Here is a 17,380-nt window from a genome sequence, read left to right on the forward strand (position 1 = left end):
GTTGAAATAAGGACAATTTTAATCGTTATTTGTAGGATGATTTTTTTTAGCTTCACTTAAAATCTTTTTTATCAAAAAAAATTAGGGTGATTTTATGTTTGATAAATTGGATAACTGGGTTCATTTTCACAGTCAGGCGCTCAATGTGCGTGAAACGCGGCAAAATATATTAGCGGCCAATATAGCTAATAGTGATACACCTAATTATCAAGCTCGAGATATTGATTTTAAGGCAGAATTAAATAACGCCTTAAAAAATCAAAGTAATACTAATAATATCGCACTTCGTACTACCTCTAATCATCATATTCAAGTGTCAAATTCAATGACTATCAATCAAAATCTACTGTATCGAATACCTTATCAAGCTTCAGCGGATGGTAACACGGTAGAGATGGATCAAGAGCGTACAGCGTTTATAGATAATAGTATCCACTATCAAAGTAACCTTACTTTTTTAAGTGAACAATTTAAAAATGTGATGTCAGTATTACAGCAAGGATAATTGTGATGAGTTTTTCTATTTTTACCATTTCCGGTTCAGCACTAATGGCGCAGACCCAACGTATGAATGTCAGTGCCAGCAATTTAGCCAATGCAGATAGTATTACCAGTACTTCAGGTCAAGCTTATCGAGCTAAACAAGTGATTTTTCAAGTTGATGATAAGGGTTATCAAAATAGTGTAGCAGGCGTAAAGGTATCACAGGTGATTGAAGATCCAGCACCAATGAATTTAGTTTATGAACCGAATCATCCTTTAGCCGACGAGAAAGGTTACATTCAAAAACCAAATGTTGATGTCGTGGCAGAAATGGTCAATACCATATCCGCATCTCGTAGCTATCAAGCCAATGTAGAAGTGATTAATACAGCAAAAAGTTTAATGCTAAAAACCCTTACTTTAGGGCAATAGAGGAACGTAATTCATGGGTATTTCTAATGTAGCAGTGTCAGAATCATCAAATATGACCAGTCCAGTGAGAAAAGGGACATCTGATGGGAACTCTAGTCAGGAATTACAAGATAATTTTTTAACATTACTTATTGCCCAAATGAAGAATCAAGATCCCACCAATCCAATGGACAACAGCCAGCTAACCTCACAACTTGCTCAAATCAATACATTAGCGGGTATTGAACGACTGAATACGACTTTGGGTATGGTTTCTGGTCAAATTGACGACAGTCTATCGGTCAATGCAAGTAATATGATTGGTAAAGGTGTCATGGTTCCCGGTAATAAAATTTTGGTTGCCACATCGGCAGTCGAAGGGTCAGAAACAGAAAAAGAGACCGTTACCACACCATTTGGCTTTGAACTTATGCGTGATGCTGATTCAGTGGTTGTTACTATAAAAGATGAAAACGGCAATGTTGTGCGTGAGGTCGATTTAGGTTCAATTCCTGCTGGGGTCAGCTCTTTTACTTGGGATGGTGAGCTTAACGATGGAACTAAGGCGCCAGACGGTAGCTACACGTTTTCGATTAATGCCAGCTACGATGGGCAAAAAGTATCATCAACACCATTATCTTACTCAGTTGTATACGGAGTAATTAACAGCAAAGTTAACAATAAAGTATTACTAGATTTAGGGATACTGGGTTCAATTAGTATTGACGAAGTGCGTCAAATTCTTTAAAGGGGAATAAGTTCATATGGGGTTTTCTCAAGCAATTAGTGGTATGAATGCCGCTTCAAAACAATTAGATGTTATTGGTAATAATATTGCCAATTCTGCAACAGTTGGCTTTAAAAGTGCCAGTATCTCATTTGCTGATATCTATGCTGGCTCAAAAGTTGGAATGGGCGTTAAAGTTGCATCGGTTCTGCAAAATTTTAATGATGGCACGACAACCTCAACCAATAATAGTTTAGATGTTGCCATTTCCGGTAATGGATTTTTTCGATTAGTCGATAGCAGCGGTCAAATCTATTATACCCGTAATGGTCAGTTCCAATTAGATGCTGAGCGTAATATCGTATCTGCCGATGGATTGAAATTAACGGGCTATTTAGCAACAGGTACGCCACCACAAATCCAACAAGGTGCGGCACCGGGACCATTAAAAATTTCGCAAGAGATGTTAAATGCATCCGCAACCAGTAAGGCTTCTTTGCAAACGAATTTAAATTCAAATAGTAAAGTCCCAGAAAAACAACCAATTAATGCAACAGATGCGGATACATTTAATTATTCAACCACCATTACAACTTATGATTCCTTAGGTAATCAACGTAATGTTCAGCTTTTCTATGTTAAAACCGCAGATAACCAATGGGATGTTCATTATCTTGATAGCAGCGATCCTAATGCAACTCTTCAGACATTAGGAAAAATGGAATTTGACTCATCTGGCAAATTAATCAGTGATCCAGAAATGACGATCAATCTTAATGGTCTAAATGGTTCAGCGGATAATACTTTTACATTGTCATTAGCAAGCAGTACTCAACAAAATATGGGTAAAGAACTCGGTAGTGTTAAAACGCCTATCGTTGATGGTTATGCGGCAGGTGATTTAGTTGGCTATAGTATTAATGATGATGGCACAATTTATGGTATTTATTCTAACCAACAAACCATGTTATTAGGTCAAATTGCCATGGCTGATTTTGCTAATGTCAATGGATTAGAATCAGCGGGCAATAATAACTGGCGATCAACTCTTAATTCTGGAGCAGAAGTATTAGGTTCCGCCAATAGTGGGACGTTTGGTTCACTAGCCAGTGGTGCGGTTGAATCGTCTAATGTTGATATGAGTCAAGAACTGGTCAATATGATTGTGGCTCAACGTAATTATCAATCGAATTCACAAACCATTAAAACTCAAGACCAAATACTTAATACATTGGTTAATTTGCGTTAGTTTAAGGATTATTTATGGATCGGGTTATTTATACTGCAATGTCGGGCGCAAGCCAAACTCTTAATCAGCAGGCGGTTACCTCACATAATCTGGCAAATGTATCAACGGTGGGATTTCGTGCTCAATTAACTGCAATGAAAGCCGTGCCAATAGTTGGCAATGATATGCCGACACGAACAATGGTTGCTGCAACCACACCAACCTACGATTCAACAATGGGGGCATTTAATTATACAGGGCGAAACTTAGATGTCGCCCTATCTCAAGACGATTGGCTCGCTGTTCAGTTAGCCGATGGTCGTGAGGGTTATACCCGTAATGGTGCAATTGAGATTAATGAAAACGGGGGGCTTTATATTCAAGGCCATCCATTAATAGGTGATAATGGTGTTTTAACTGTACCGCAACAATCTCAACTGAGTATTAGTAGTGATGGTACAGTTTCTGCTTTAGGTGCAGGTAATAAACCGACCACGATAGCTCAAGTCGGTAAAATAAAAAAAGTCCATCTTTTGCCACAAGAAATTGAGCGTGGCGATGATGGTTTTTTTCATTTAACGCAAGCGACACAAAATGAGCGTGGCGCAGTAATGCCAGATAATCCAAAAGCCCAATTAATGTCAGGGGTATTAGAAGGCAGTAATGTGAATCCTGTTACCGCTATGGTGGATTTAATCTCTCATGCTCGCCAATTTGAAATGCAAATGAAAGAAATCACGACTGCTGATGAAAATGCTCAAAAAGCCAATCAAATTTTATCACTTACATAGGAAGGAATAGCGATGATTAAATCATTATGGATTGCTAAAACGGGATTAACCGCCCAACAGATGAATATGGATATTATCTCTAACAATTTAGCCAACGTGAGTACCAGTGGTTTTAAACGTCAGAGAGCAGTATTTGAAGATTTACTTTATCAAACTGTTCGCCAACCAGGAGCGCAATCATCTGAGCAAACAACATTACCCTCTGGTTTGCAAATTGGTACGGGCGTTCGTCCTGTTGCAACCGAACGTATTCATAGCCAAGGTAATTTAGAAGCAACGGATAACAGCAGTGATGTGGCTATTAATGGACAAGGTTTTTTCCAAGTTTTATTACCTGATGGTACTCAAGCTTATACGCGTAATGGTGCGTTTCAAGTCAATCAAAATGGTCAATTGGTTACCGCAGCAGGTTATGAAATTCAGCCTACTATCAACATTCCATCCAATGCTATCAAAATGACTGTTGCACGCGATGGTGTGGTCAATGTGACATTAGCCAACCAATCAACACAAGTACAAGTTGGGCAGTTAACCTTACATACGTTTATTAACGATACTGGTCTAGAAAGTATGGGTGAAAATCTGTATTTAGAAACCGAAAGTTCAGGTGCACCAACAGAAAACACTCCAGGACTAAATGGAGCAGGTTTGCTGTATCAAGGTTATACCGAAACGTCTAACGTTAATGTTGCAGAAGAGTTAGTTAATATGATTCAAGTACAACGTGCTTACGAAATTAACAGTAAAGCCATTTCTGCATCGGACCAAATGCTACAACGTTTAAACCAACTTTAAAGATAATAACATGATAAATATAGTGAAATATCTTTATATTCTCATGGCGTTTTTTCTTTTAAGTTGTGCACAGTTGCCTAAAAAAGCATTGGTTGAGGGTGAAACCAGCATCGTGCCAAAAATGCCAGATATCGTCAATACCAGCGGTTCGATCTATCAGGCAGCCCAACCGACTAGTTTTGGTTATCAACCGATGTTTGAAGATCGTCGTCCACGCAACATTGGTGATGTATTAACAATTGTCTTACAAGAAAATGTTAGCGCCAGTAAAAGCTCATCAGTTAATGCCGGTCGTAATGGTGCGTTAAATGTCGGCGTAAAGACCGTTCCTCACTTTTTAGATGGACTTGTTGGTCGGGGTAAAGCCGATACAGATATCTCGGGCAGTAATGATTTTAAAGGATCAGGCGGTGCGAATGCCAAAAATACCTTTAGCGGCACAATCACAGTTACTGTGCAAAACGTCATGATTAATGGCAACTTGAAAGTTATTGGAGAGAAACAGATTGCGATTAATCAAGGCACCGAATTCATAAGGTTTTCTGGTGTAGTTAATCCAAGAACCATCAGTGGTAATAATACTGTTATTTCAACACAAGTTGCAGATGCCCGTATTGAATATGTCGGTAATGGCTACATAGATGAAGCGCAAACTATGGGCTGGTTACAGCGCCTATTTTTAAATTTTTCACCATTTTAATGAGTATCATTATGCTAAATAAGTTACGCATTTTTATCAATTTTATCGGTATGACTTTATTGGTTGTTCCTGTTTGTTATGCTGAACCTATTCGTGATCTTGTTACCATTCAAGGGGTAAGGGAAAACGCCTTAGTAGGTTATGGTATTGTGGTTGGACTTGATGGCACAGGCGATCAAACTTCACAAACGCCTTTTACTATTCAAAGTATCACAAATATGTTATCGCAATTGGGGATAACGGTTCCATCAGGCAGTAACATGCAACTAAAAAATGTGGCAGCAGTAATGGTGACAGCCAAATTACCTTCTTATGCACGAGTTGGACAACAAATTGATGTTGTAGTGTCTTCTTTGGGAAATGCTAAAAGTTTGCGTGGCGGTACATTAATTATGACTCCACTAAAAGGCACTGATAATCAAGTTTATGCTATTGCTCAAGGTAATTTATTTGTGGGTGGAATGGGAGCAAGTAGCAAAGGTTCAAGTGTCAGTGTGAATCAAACAGCAGGGGCGACCATTCCTAATGGCGCAACCATCGAACGTGAGCTTGCTACTCGTTTAGATGAACAAGATACGATTCATTTACACCTTAATCAATTTGATTTTACCCGTGCCTTAAAAATATCTGAGGCGATTAATAAGTTACAAAAAAATACCGCGGTTGCGATGGACGGCACTACCGTCACGGTAACAATGCCTAAGGATAATCAGGCGCGCGTACAGTTATTGTCACGCATACAAAATCTTGAAATTGGTAATACACCCATTTCAGCTAAAGTGGTGTTAAATACACGTACTGGCGTTGTGGTGATGAATCAAAAAGTTAAATTAGACAATTGTGCTGTGGCTCATGGTAATTTATCGGTTGTAGTCAATAACAAATTAAAAGTGAGTCAACCTAATACACCATTGACAGACGGAACAACTGTCGTTGTTCCGGATGAGGAAGTGAGCATTGAACAAGATGGTGGTGCACTGCATAATTTGGCTTCAGGTACCGACTTAAACCGAGTTATTCATTCACTTAATTTATTGGGCGCAAATCCTACGGAGTTAATGTCCATACTTGAAGCATTAAAAACGGCAGGTTGTTTACACGCCGCGCTGGAGACGATTTAAAACAGAATTATTAATATGAAAAATTTAGTTAATCAGTCCATTAACCGTTTTGCTTATGATTTTTCAAGCATTAACCAATTAAGACGCGATGCCGTTAGTGGATCAAATGAAAGCATTAAACAAGTTGCGGATCAGTTTGAAACATTATTCGTTAATATGATGATGCAATCTATGCGCAAGGCCGTTCCGAATGGTGGTTTATTTAATCAATCTGCCATGCAACTATTTACCTCTATGTTTGATCAGCAAATTGCTCAGCAAACAGCAGGAAAAGGCCTTGGGCTTGCCAATATTATTGCCAAACAATTAACGAATCAGCCCCATTCTGCGGTTAATATTAATGCGCAATCTCAAGCAAATAATAATCAAACTAATCTGCAATTAGCACAATCTCTATTTAGTGGAAATTCATCAAATCTATCGCCAGCGGCATTAGGTCAATTGCTCTATCAGCAACATAAAGCTAATAATTTAACTAATGCTGACGTCAACCAATTATCATCACCCACTAATCATTCTGATCAAGACCATATCACGCAATTTGTGGTTGAATGGTTTGAACCAGCTAAAAAAGCTGCTAAAGCTTCAGGTATTCCATATGAAGTTATTATTGCTCAAGCCGCATTAGAAACAGGATGGGGTAAAAAACAGATAAAAACAGCCGATAATCAGCTAAGTCATAACTATTTTGGTATCAAAGCGTCGCCATCATGGAAAGACAGTTCTACTCGTTTAACAACACAAGAATTTTTAAATAACAATAGAGTTAAAATTCAAGATGATTTTAGAGTCTATAATAGTAAACAACATGCAATAACGGATTACCTTAATTTACTCACTAAAAATCCACGTTATCGTGCAGTGGTTAATGCGCCCGACGCACGAACAGCCGCTAAAGCATTACAAGATGCTAATTATGCAACCGATCCTAACTATAGCGAAAAACTGATTCAAATTATCAATCGTATTGAGACAATTGCTAAAAGTATACCGCCTAAATCCCTATCGGGTTTTAGACAAATTGCTTTTAAATAGTATCGGGATAAATTGATTTTAACTTAAAGAAATTAATGAGCAGGAGGCTTTTGCCTCCTGTTTTTTTATGTATATTTTTAACTATAAAGTATTAACGTTTTTGTATAAATGAAATTTTGTGACAATCCGCTATTTCATTTGAAATAACGACATGTTTTGCATATTCATAAAGGTATATTGTGCCGCTTGTAAATTTGCTTGTAACATCACATAGTCTGAAATAGCTTCATACCAATCCACATCTTCGATTTGACTAATTTGCATTTCAAAATCGATGTCCAAGGTCTTACCAAGGGCTGTTAATCTTTCGACCTCTGCCAGTACATTACCGCCCGATGATCTTACGGTTGATATGTTTTCAAACGAGTTATCGATTCCTTGGCTGGCTTTGGATAGCCCCTCTCTAAATTGCGCAATCGAATCAGGATCGTTGTCATCTAAATCAATTTGTAATGCTTCAAGCGCATAATCAATGCTGGCAAAAATATTACTTTCAACAGCACTATTGGCACCGGTCATAAAAATTTGCTCACCAGTAAAACTCATTGCTACTTCACGTGTTTCATCAATAAATATGTTAATGGTTGTTGAGCCACCGACATAATTAACTTTGCCATTTTCATCGACAACAAAAGGAGGCGTGTCATTTTTGTTACCCGCAAATAGATAATTCCCATTTGTGTCTTTGGCATTGGCTAAGGATATTAACTGATCTTTTAATCCTTGTAGTTTATTGGCTAAATCAACTCTGTTTTCATCGTTTAGCGTTTCATTACCTGCATAAACTAATGTTTCTTGAATCGATTGGATAACGGTATTTGCTTCTTTTAGTATGGTATCTTGGCGACTTAACGAGTTATTAGCACTTTCACGTGCAGCTTGAAACTGATTATTTCTTGATTGGGAATGTTTTAATATTAACGCTTGTGATGAACCCATTGGATCATCCGACGGCGATAAGATTTTTTTTCCGGTTGCTAAATGTAATCCTGATTTTTGCCATTTATTATTGGTATCTAAAATACTATTTAAATTTTTTTGATACATTGAATTAGTACTAACACGCATATTTTCATCCTTTTATCATTTAGCCAAACCTAAAATGGTGTCGAATATTGTCGTTGCAGCATCAATAATCTTTGCATTAGCTTGGTAATACTGCATGTAAACTTGCATAGAAATATATTCTTCTTCAATATTCACACCCGAGATCGATTGATTTTGCTCATAAATTTCTTGGGTAATATTTTGACTCGATTGCGCTGAAATTTTAGCGGTTTGTGTTTCACTTCCCACATAACTGACCAACGCGTTATAAGCACTATTTAAGGTTTTTGTACCGTTAATTAATTTTTCGTTTTGAATATCAAGTAATTTAGCAACATTACGGTTGTCACCATTACCATTTTCATCGTCATTAATGCCTGTTGCGAATTTATTCACATCTTTCACTAATAGCTGTAATGATGATGCTACATCGGCAACAGGTTTAAGTAAAAAGCTATCGCCTGCAACTGGATTGCCATCTATTTCAATAGATAATCCATCAAATAATAACTTACCATCTTCAACTTGTGGTGTAATTTGTTTACTATCTGATAATCTGGTTACGACCCAGTCACTACCATTGAACTCAATTTTATAATCAGACGCTTTTACATCTGTTACTTTGTTGTAATTGATTTTAGCCGTAGCATTACCTTGATTTTTGGTGTTAGCAATACTGCTAGGAGACTGATAATCAAATAATTTTTCACCAGCATCGCCATTAATATCAACACCTGACATATGAACTTCATTAAAACGCTCAGCTAAATTTAAGGCAATTAAACCGAGCTGATTGCGTGCTTCAAGGAGTGGTCCATCACGAAAATTTAATAATCCATTTAACCGGCCTGACGCAATATTTTGGCTTGTCAGTTCTTGAGTTGCGCCAGAATTATGCGTGTAAATAATCGTATTTAAAGCAGGATCATCTTTAGACGGTTGTACCGATAATTGAGTTGCTGAAGATCCTTGTACTAGACTTAAACCATTAGGAAGCGAAATATTATATTCTCCATTTTGTTCGGTAACCGTTATTCCGATCATTTCGCTTAATTCATTAACCAATTGATCTCGTTCATCAAGTAGTGCATTTGGTTCTAGTCCACCACTTACTGCCTGTAATCTTGCAATTTTTTGATTAAGGTCAGCAATTTGTTTTGTGTATGAGTTAATCGTATCAACGTTATTAACAATTTCAGTATTGATATTGGCAATCTGATTTTTTAAATTTAACTCTGTTTTATTGAATTTACTTACTAAAGAGCTGAGATCATTAATGACAGTCTGTTTCGAAGCAGCGTTCCCTGCATTAGAGGAGAGTTTATTTAAACTAGTAAACAGATTATTTAATTGTGAAGAAATACTGTTTTCATTTTCAGCTAATAAATTATCGACTTTTGATAATTCGTTGTAATAAGCTTTTATCGAACCATTTTGTGACTGTGATTGGCGTAATTGCCCTACCACAAAACTATTATACGCTCGATTAACGGATGATACTGATACACCATTACCAACAAATCCATAATTATATTTAGTGCCATTTGCTTGCCGCAAAATTTGTTGCTGCCGATTATAACCAACGGTATGTGCATTACTAATGTTATTACTTATCACATTAAGCATATTTTGTGCTGCATTTAATCCACTAATACCTGTATTCATCAATGAATTTGACATAATAGCTCCTAAATATAATTTCAGTTAATAACCAAATTATTAACTTAAAAGGTTATCTTTTATATCGGTCTAAAATCGTAAAACTTTAGTTATTTTTAGATAAAATTGGATTTTTTTAGATTTTAATTTTTTTAGCGTATACAATTAAATTGTTTTTATTGGTATTACTCTGATTTAATTGGTTTTGCTTGTTTTAAAAAATCTATTCCCGTCATCGTATTTTCATCTTCAATATATTGTTGTGCCGACTTATTCAAAATTAAAATACTAATACGACGATTAGCATCTTTGCTGTAATTTTTATTATTTAAACTAACTGTATCGGCAAGAGCAATAATGCGAATAATCTTGCCAGAATCTAATCCGCCAGCAATAAGTTCCCTTCTTGATGAATTAGCTCTATCAGCCGATAGCTCCCAGTTACTATACCCTCGATCACCCGTTACATATTGACGCTCATCGGTGTGACCAGATAATGTCATTTTGTTTGGCAAAGAATTTAAAATGGGTGCAAGTGCATGTAAAATGTGTTGCATGTCAGAATGAATAACGGCACTTCCTACTTCAAACATGGGGTTGTCATCCGTTGCTAGAATTTGAATCCGTAATCCCAATTCAGTTAATTCAATAATCAGGTTGGCCGCTAAATTTTTTAACCTCGGATCGATTTCAAACACTTCATAGATTTTTTGAGCTGTTTTTATAAGCTCTAATCTTTCAAGTTGTTTAGATTCAGATTCTGTTAGGCTTTGGTTTGGAAGCGTATTTGTTTCTTCACCTAAGTTTTTAATAACATCGTCACCACCACCTGGAATAGGACTTTCACTATCACTTAGGTTTTTACCGCCATTTTGCCCTAAAATAAGCGGTGTTCTAAAATATTCTGCAATACCTTGTAATTCTTGCGGACTCGCTTTGGAAATTAACCACATGACCAAAAAAAGTGCCATCATCGCTGTCATAAAGTCAGCATAAGCGATTTTCCACGAACCTCCATGGTGACTGCCACCATGTCCGGATTTTTTCTTAGTGATTATTCTTACAGAGTTCTCTTTCATTATTTATTATTTTCATTTGAGTTGGCATTTTTATCTTTTACATCTTGGATATATTTTTCTAATTCAAAGAAAGATGGTCTTTCATGAGAAAATAACGTTTTTCGTCCAAATTCAATGCAAATTTGCGGAGCATAGTCGTGCATACTTGCAATCAGTATAACTTTGGTACACTCCAGCGTTTTGATCACACCGGCGTTTCTTTGCTTTAATAACGCCGCTAGTGGTGAGACAAATCCATAAGCAAGCAAAATACCTAGAAAAGTTCCTACCATGGCATGTGCAATAAGTTCTCCCAATTCACTCGCAGGTCTGTCGGCTTGTGCTAACGTATTGATAACCCCCATAACCGCAGCCACAATACCAAAAGCAGGTAATCCATCTCCAACAGCTGAAATTGCATCCGCAGGTTTTTCTAATTCGTGAATATAAGTCTCAATCTCCTCATCCATCAGTGCTTCAATTTCAAATACATTCATGTTGCCACTAATCATTAATCGCAAATAATCAGTAATAAAGTCGCAGATTTGAGGATTGGCTAAAATAAGCGGATATTTTTTAAATAATTCACTTTCTTTTGGATTATCAATATCAGATTCAATAGATAATGTACCATTTTGTCGAATTTGGGTAAGAATGGTGTACATTAAATTAATCAGTGTTAGATAAAGTGTTTTATTATATTTGGATGATTTAAACAATTGACCTAATGCTTTAAGTGTCGATTTAATTACTTTCTTTTCATTGCTGACAATAAAAGCCCCGATTGCTGTTCCTCCAATAATTAGAAACTCTAATGGTTGAAAAAGAACTGCTAAATAACCACCACTTAAAACATAACCAAGTAGTGCAGAAGCGATAACAACAATATAACCTATAATTATTAGCATTGGATTTCCTTTTTCTCCATAATTTATGTTTCTACTATTAATTTCAAACTGTCATTTTTCTAGCAATTGCTGAATTAAAACCACTAGGTATTGATAGTACCTGCAAACACTTTTCATGGTTTTCTTTAGGGGTTTTATTATTCTTTTCCGCTCTTGATGGTGGCTGACATAAACTGCATATAAAACTGTTGTATGGCTGGTAAGCATGGGTGATAAATCGTCCATGACACTCTTTACAACAGGATTGTTGCATGACATTACTTTCAACAAATTTGACTAAAATCCAAGCACGAGTTATTCCTAAGACGGGTTTGTTTTCATGTGAGAATGAACATTGTTCTAAATAAAGTTGGTAGGCTTTTAAAATTGTTTGAATACCGGGCTTTGTGCCATGTTTCACCAAAAAACGGTAAGCATTGTAAAATATACTAGAGTGAATATTGGGTTCCCAAGTCATAAACCAGGTAGTGGAGAACGGTAATAAACCTTTAGGAGGAGGACAGCCTTGAATTTCTTTATACAGTTTTATTAGTTTACCTCGACTTAAATTTGTTTCACTTTCTAGCATTTGAATTCTTGCACCAAGTGAAATTAATCGGGTAGCTAATTGAACTTCCTTATATTTTTGAATGATACTTGTATCTTTCATCCTGATTCCTTTCCACTACTTATTTAATGAATCTAAAAGTAAACTTGATAAAAGTATGCCCGTATGCATTTGTTTTATATCACTTATGCGCGAGTCTTCTGTGAGTTTCTTCATCATTTCTGCGTTTTCAAATCGCAATTGAAATGTTAATTGATTGGTTTCGGATAAAACTAACATTTGCGACGTATTTAAACTGCTGAGTATATCGGCTGTTTCTTCATCAATACCTAATCGATACATTGCCATCGCTTTATCTTTTTCAAGCATCTTTTGACTTAACAAGAGTGTTGAAAGATTCAAGTGGTGTATAGATTTCAAAATATCATCATCTAATATATTTCCCAATTTAATCACCCATCCATATTTATATCCGTATAAAAAAACGAATATTTGATAAAATAAAACAACAATAATTTTTTTATACTTAAAATTACATTTTTAAATGAAAAACGTCAATAAAAAAATCATATCAATTTATTTTCGAATTATTTTTCTGCGCTTTTCTCTTTTAATTCTGTTTTTATAAGGTAATCTTACTTTGTATTCGTTTAATTGCTTGACTATGTAACTGACTTACACGAGACTCACTAATATTCATCACGTTACCAATCTCTTTTAAATTCAGCTCTTCTTGATAATAAAGTGCTAAAACCATTTTTTCTTTTTCAGGTAATTTATCAATCTGTTGAATCATAATATTGCGAATTTCATCATTAATGATTGAAGAAAAAGGGTTATTATCAGAGCCTGATTCAATTAATGTGTCGATGTTATCGCCTAATTTTTTTTGTATTTCATCATAGGAAAATATCTGACTATAATTTGAATCTAATAATACTTTGTGATATTCAGTAATCGATAATTGCAAATATGCCGCTATCTGATGGTCATTAGGAGGTACACCTAGTTTTTTTTCTAACTCATTAATTGCATTTGTCACATCTTTAATTTTTTTCCGCGTTTGTCTTGGTAACCAATCTCGACTACGCAGTTCATCTAGCATAGCGCCTTTTATTCTAGGAATGGCAAATGTGGTAAAAGAATAACCTTGGGAAGCATCATACCGCTTTATGGTCTCTAGCAAACCGATATAACCTACTTGTAATAAGTCATCAAGTTCAATTGTGGTTGGCAAACGAACCGCTAATTTAAGTGCTTCATTACGAACTAAATAGATATACTGTTGCCAATCAATTTGATTCACTATACCTTGAGAGTTATACAGGCTATCACTCATTTTCTGAACCAATATAAAAAAATGCTAACGAATATTATCACGCTAATTGATTGAATTAATGGCTAGAATAAGATGAAAAAAATAGGTAATTAACTTTTTTAACAATAATGGTATTAAAAAATACCATTATTGCTACAGTACAAATTAGAGTGACCATAAATTCTAATTGTATACTCTATTGTAGTAGAGAAAGTACAGATTGAGGTACTTGATTTGCTTGTGCTAATACTGAAGTACCTGCTTGTTGTAAGATTTGACCGCGAGTCATATTAGATACTTCTTCCGCGTAATCTGCATCTTCAATACGGCTGCGTGCTGAACTTAGGTTATTTACAGTATTGTTGATGTTATTTACAGTTGACTCAAAACGATTTTGTACCGCACCAAGCTCACCACGTAATTCATCAATTGTTGATAATGCCGCATCAATTGTTTTTAATGGATCAGCAGTTGGCGCATCTGATACATTGAAACCATTTAAACCTAATTTTTCACTGTCAATTTGTTTCAAGTTGATAGCAATGATTTCACCATCATTTGCACCTACTTGAATGTTAAGCGTTTTATCTTCAGATAATACTTTAGTACCATTAAAGTCAGTTTGTGCAGATACACGGTCGATCTCTTGTAAACGTTGATCGATTTCATTTTGAATTGATGCAAGATCGCTTTCAGAGTTAGTACCGTTTGCTGCTTGAACAGTTAGCTCACGAATACGTTGTACGTTATTGTTGATTTCGTTTAATGCACCTTCAGTTGTTTGTGCAATTGAGATACCGTCATTTGCATTACGTGCTGCTTGAGTTAAACCACGAATACTTGAAGAAAAACGGTTAGCAATTGCTTGACCTGCAGCATCATCTTTAGCACTGTTGATACGCATACCAGATGATAAACGCTCAATTGCAGTTCCAAGAACGCTTTGAGAATGATTTAGATTATTTCTTGCCATTAAAGACATACTATTGGTATTAATTACCTGTGCCATTTTTATCTCCTTTAATATAATAAGTTTGATCAACACGATATTGAAGAGAGTTATTCAATATGTTTGCTGATACTTTAGTTATCGGTTTTAAAAAAAGAAACTTTAGTATTTTTTTCCACGAATATTGGTTTTAAAAAAATTTTTTAAAAAATAAATGATATTATTTTTATTTTTCAATTAGTTATGTAAATATTATTTTTATAAAATATATCCTACTGCATTAAACAATCTCAGATTGTTACTTTTAACCTGTGAATTTATTCTCAATACTAAACTTTTTATTACATTGGTCGATAAAACAAGTGATGAAAGAATTTATATTAGGATAATTAATCATGGCAATGAGTATTTTAGGAATTGGTTCTGGTATTGATTTAAATGAAGTATTAGATCAATTAGAAGCCGTTGAAAAAAATCGTCTTACCCCAATAAAAGCGCAGCAAAAAGCAATAAATAATAAGATTAGTGGTTTTGGCAAGTTAAAAAGTGCGTTATCCACATTTAATAATGCGACAGCCAAATTGCAAAAAAAAGAAATTTTTCATGGTCGTACCGTATCAGGTAATGACAATTATTTTACGACTAATGTCAGAAGTAATGCTCAATTGGGTAATTACTCCGTTAGTGTTGAACAACTTGCTCGTGCACACAGCGTTGCAACTAATGCGGTAAACGATAAAAATGCAGCGCTCGGCAATGATAATGAAACTCGAACACTTACCATTGAACAAGCCAATGGCCAAAAGTTAAATGTTACTTTATCCAAAGATGAGACGTCATTAGAGTCGATTGCCAATGCGATCAATCAAGCGAAAGTGGTTAATGAAGATGGTTCAACCAGTGAATCAACCGTAAATGCAACCATTGTGCGTTCAGGAAAGGATAGTTATCAGTTAGTTATTACATCAAAAGAAACCGGTGAGCAACAAACCATTACTTCTGTTTCATCCGATGATGATAAGCTTAATTCACTCATTGGCTTTGATATTAATCAAGCTGATTCATCGGCAATGAGTGAAGTCGCTAAAGCGCAAGATGCCAAATTTAGTTTCAATGGTATTACAGTTAATAGTGCATCAAATACTGTTAAAGATGTTATTCCGGGTGTTGATATCACGTTAAAAGCGGTCACAACCACCTCACAAAATTTAACTATCGCGGCGGATAATGAAAAAACGCAAGAGGCACTTAAAGAGTGGGTGGATGCATTCAATCAATTGCAATCAACCATATCAACTTTAACGCAATTTACTGCCAGCGATGCCAATTCAGATGAATTAAATAGTAATAATGGACCACTGATTGGAGATTCCACACTACGTAATATTGATCAAAGCATTCGCTCTATATTTTCGAAAGGTCAAGCAGGTGAATTATCGGTACTGTCACAAATTGGTATCAATATGGATAGCAACGGCAAGTTGGTGATTAAAGAAAACGAATTGGAAAAAGCCCTTAAAGAAAACAGTGATGCGGTAGCCATTTTATTTACAGGCGATGGTGAAACAACAGGCATTGCTAACGAAGTGTTTGCCAAAGTCAGTAGCTTTATTGATAGTGATGGCATGATTGATACTGCAACGAACGGTTTAAATTCAACGTTAAAATCATTAGATAAACGTTATGATCAAGTTAATAACTCCATTGACCAAACGATCGAGCGTTATCGAGTGCAATTTACCAAACTAGATATATTAATCAATCAATTAAATGGTATGAGTAATTACCTTACTACCCAATTTGAAATGATGGCGAATTTAAAAAAATAAGGCATAACAATGTATAAAATGGGATCTCAAGCTTATAAACAAGTTAATTTAGAAACCAGTGTCAGTCAGGCATCACCACATCAGCTTATTGTTTTGTTATTTGACGGTGCACTTAATGCTATTCGACTCGCTGATTTATATATACAGAAAGGTGATATTGCAGGTAAAGGAAAAGCCATTTCCAAAGCAATTAATATCATTGATAATGGGCTTAAAAGTTGTCTTAATTTAGAGCAGGGTGGTGAAATTGCCGAAAACTTAGATCAGCTTTATCACTACATTAGCCAGCAATTGGTTTTAGCTAACTTACATAATGATAGGGAAAAACTGCAAACCTGTTTTGATTTGCTTGATAATATTGCTCAAGCTTGGCGAGAGATAGCATAGTGGGAGTATTGGCTTTGAATACTAATTTATTATTAGAACAATATGAGCAACTTAATTATATTGTTGGACAAATGCTAATTGATAGTCAAAAAGAAGATTGGGAATCTTTAATCAATTGGCAAGCGAAATATCATCAATTAACGGAGGATGTTAAATTATCTGAGGGTTTGACTGTTATTGAAAATATGTCTACACAACAGCAAGATATTATGAAAATGTATTTCAACAATATCATTAGTAATCATCAGCAATTAGTCCAATTAATGCATGTGCGGCGTAGTGAACTGAGCAAGCTTATTGGCGAACAAGTTGATTATCAAACCAAAATAGGCAGTTATCAAAAAGTTGCCAACCTAGTATAAGTAACTAAATACCCTTGACCTTATT

Annotated in this window: 20 protein-coding genes; 12 read left to right on the forward strand and 8 right to left on the reverse strand. The window is 35.5% G+C overall.

Features of this window, described 5'->3' with window-relative positions; translation table 11 throughout:
* Positions 1-94 precede the first annotated feature (94 nt).
* The 9 genes from flgB to flgJ are packed head-to-tail and all read left to right on the forward strand — an operon-like array spanning position 95 to position 7,291.
* On the forward strand, positions 95-505 hold the full coding sequence (gene flgB / locus AC5LW9_RS02175) for a flagellar basal body rod protein FlgB (protein ID WP_086325981.1): 411 nt from the start codon (positions 95-97) through the stop codon (positions 503-505).
* A 2-nt stretch (positions 506-507) separates the two neighbouring features.
* On the forward strand, positions 508-915 hold the full coding sequence (flgC, locus tag AC5LW9_RS02180; protein WP_144092480.1) for a flagellar basal body rod protein FlgC: 408 nt from the start codon (positions 508-510) through the stop codon (positions 913-915).
* Positions 916-928: 13 nt separating this feature from the next.
* Positions 929-1,642: a flagellar hook assembly protein FlgD gene (gene flgD / locus AC5LW9_RS02185; protein WP_039126483.1), complete on the forward strand. Its 714-nt coding sequence runs from the start codon at positions 929-931 to the stop codon at positions 1,640-1,642.
* 16 nt (positions 1,643-1,658) lie between these two features.
* Positions 1,659-2,870, forward strand: a complete 1,212-nt coding sequence (flgE, locus tag AC5LW9_RS02190; RefSeq protein ID WP_086325979.1) for a flagellar hook protein FlgE — start codon at positions 1,659-1,661, stop codon at positions 2,868-2,870.
* A 14-nt stretch (positions 2,871-2,884) separates the two neighbouring features.
* Entirely contained in the window at positions 2,885-3,640 is a 756-nt protein-coding gene (locus tag AC5LW9_RS02195; RefSeq protein ID WP_493456254.1) for a flagellar basal body rod protein FlgF, read from the forward strand.
* Between the two features lie 12 nt (positions 3,641-3,652).
* Positions 3,653-4,435, forward strand: a complete 783-nt coding sequence (gene flgG / locus AC5LW9_RS02200) for a flagellar basal-body rod protein FlgG (RefSeq protein WP_039126475.1) — start codon at positions 3,653-3,655, stop codon at positions 4,433-4,435.
* 10 nt (positions 4,436-4,445) lie between these two features.
* Positions 4,446-5,135 carry a flagellar basal body L-ring protein FlgH gene (locus AC5LW9_RS02205; RefSeq protein ID WP_039126472.1) on the forward strand — a complete coding sequence of 230 codons (690 nt, stop codon included), beginning with the start codon at positions 4,446-4,448 and terminating at the stop codon, positions 5,133-5,135.
* Between the two features lie 11 nt (positions 5,136-5,146).
* Positions 5,147-6,256 carry a flagellar basal body P-ring protein FlgI gene (locus tag AC5LW9_RS02210; protein ID WP_493456255.1) on the forward strand — a complete coding sequence of 370 codons (1,110 nt, stop codon included), beginning with the start codon at positions 5,147-5,149 and terminating at the stop codon, positions 6,254-6,256.
* Positions 6,257-6,271: 15 nt separating this feature from the next.
* On the forward strand, positions 6,272-7,291 hold the full coding sequence (gene flgJ, locus AC5LW9_RS02215; protein WP_493456256.1) for a flagellar assembly peptidoglycan hydrolase FlgJ: 1,020 nt from the start codon (positions 6,272-6,274) through the stop codon (positions 7,289-7,291).
* A gap of 129 nt (positions 7,292-7,420) precedes the next feature.
* Here the strand turns inward: flgJ and flgL are convergent, their stop codons facing one another.
* The 8 genes from flgL to AC5LW9_RS02255 all read right to left on the reverse strand — a co-directional run bounded on the left by flgL (position 7,421) and on the right by AC5LW9_RS02255 (position 14,837).
* On the reverse strand, positions 7,421-8,359 hold the full coding sequence (gene flgL, locus AC5LW9_RS02220) for a flagellar hook-associated protein FlgL (protein WP_086325976.1): 939 nt from the start codon (positions 8,357-8,359) through the stop codon (positions 7,421-7,423).
* Between the two features lie 15 nt (positions 8,360-8,374).
* Positions 8,375-10,018 carry a flagellar hook-associated protein FlgK gene (flgK, locus tag AC5LW9_RS02225; protein WP_493456257.1) on the reverse strand — a complete coding sequence of 548 codons (1,644 nt, stop codon included), beginning with the start codon at positions 10,016-10,018 and terminating at the stop codon, positions 8,375-8,377.
* Positions 10,019-10,182: 164 nt separating this feature from the next.
* Positions 10,183-11,076 carry a flagellar motor protein MotB gene (gene motB, locus AC5LW9_RS02230; protein WP_086325974.1) on the reverse strand — a complete coding sequence of 298 codons (894 nt, stop codon included), beginning with the start codon at positions 11,074-11,076 and terminating at the stop codon, positions 10,183-10,185.
* Positions 11,076-11,963: a flagellar motor stator protein MotA gene (gene motA, locus AC5LW9_RS02235; RefSeq protein WP_039126458.1), complete on the reverse strand. Its 888-nt coding sequence runs from the start codon at positions 11,961-11,963 to the stop codon at positions 11,076-11,078. Before motA ends, motB begins: the two co-directional genes overlap by 1 nt.
* Positions 11,964-12,006: 43 nt before the next feature.
* Complete coding sequence (gene flhC, locus AC5LW9_RS02240) at positions 12,007-12,612, reverse strand: flagellar transcriptional regulator FlhC (protein ID WP_086325973.1); 606 nt, start codon at positions 12,610-12,612, stop codon at positions 12,007-12,009.
* A 15-nt stretch (positions 12,613-12,627) separates the two neighbouring features.
* On the reverse strand, positions 12,628-12,948 hold the full coding sequence (flhD, locus tag AC5LW9_RS02245; protein WP_039126561.1) for a flagellar transcriptional regulator FlhD: 321 nt from the start codon (positions 12,946-12,948) through the stop codon (positions 12,628-12,630).
* 184 nt (positions 12,949-13,132) lie between these two features.
* Positions 13,133-13,849: an RNA polymerase sigma factor FliA gene (locus AC5LW9_RS02250; RefSeq protein ID WP_144092472.1), complete on the reverse strand. Its 717-nt coding sequence runs from the start codon at positions 13,847-13,849 to the stop codon at positions 13,133-13,135.
* 175 nt (positions 13,850-14,024) lie between these two features.
* Positions 14,025-14,837 (reverse strand): flagellin N-terminal helical domain-containing protein, encoded by an 813-nt coding sequence (locus AC5LW9_RS02255; RefSeq protein WP_039126453.1) that lies wholly within the window; start codon positions 14,835-14,837, stop codon positions 14,025-14,027.
* Between the two features lie 335 nt (positions 14,838-15,172).
* Here AC5LW9_RS02255 and fliD point away from each other — a divergent pair, with 335 nt between their 5' ends.
* Genes fliD through fliT form a run of 3 tightly spaced genes read left to right on the forward strand, consistent with a single transcriptional unit; the run spans position 15,173 to position 17,355 of the window.
* The gene (gene fliD / locus AC5LW9_RS02260; RefSeq protein WP_144092470.1) at positions 15,173-16,606 is read left to right on the forward strand and encodes a flagellar filament capping protein FliD; all 1,434 of its coding nucleotides are present in this window, start codon (positions 15,173-15,175) and stop codon (positions 16,604-16,606) included.
* Between the two features lie 9 nt (positions 16,607-16,615).
* Complete coding sequence (fliS, locus tag AC5LW9_RS02265; RefSeq protein ID WP_039126450.1) at positions 16,616-16,993, forward strand: flagellar export chaperone FliS; 378 nt, start codon at positions 16,616-16,618, stop codon at positions 16,991-16,993.
* A gap of 14 nt (positions 16,994-17,007) precedes the next feature.
* Complete coding sequence (gene fliT / locus AC5LW9_RS02270; protein WP_493456258.1) at positions 17,008-17,355, forward strand: flagellar protein FliT; 348 nt, start codon at positions 17,008-17,010, stop codon at positions 17,353-17,355.
* Positions 17,356-17,380: the final 25 nt, after the last annotated feature.

Source organism: Gilliamella sp. LMG 34360 (genome assembly GCF_984568995.1).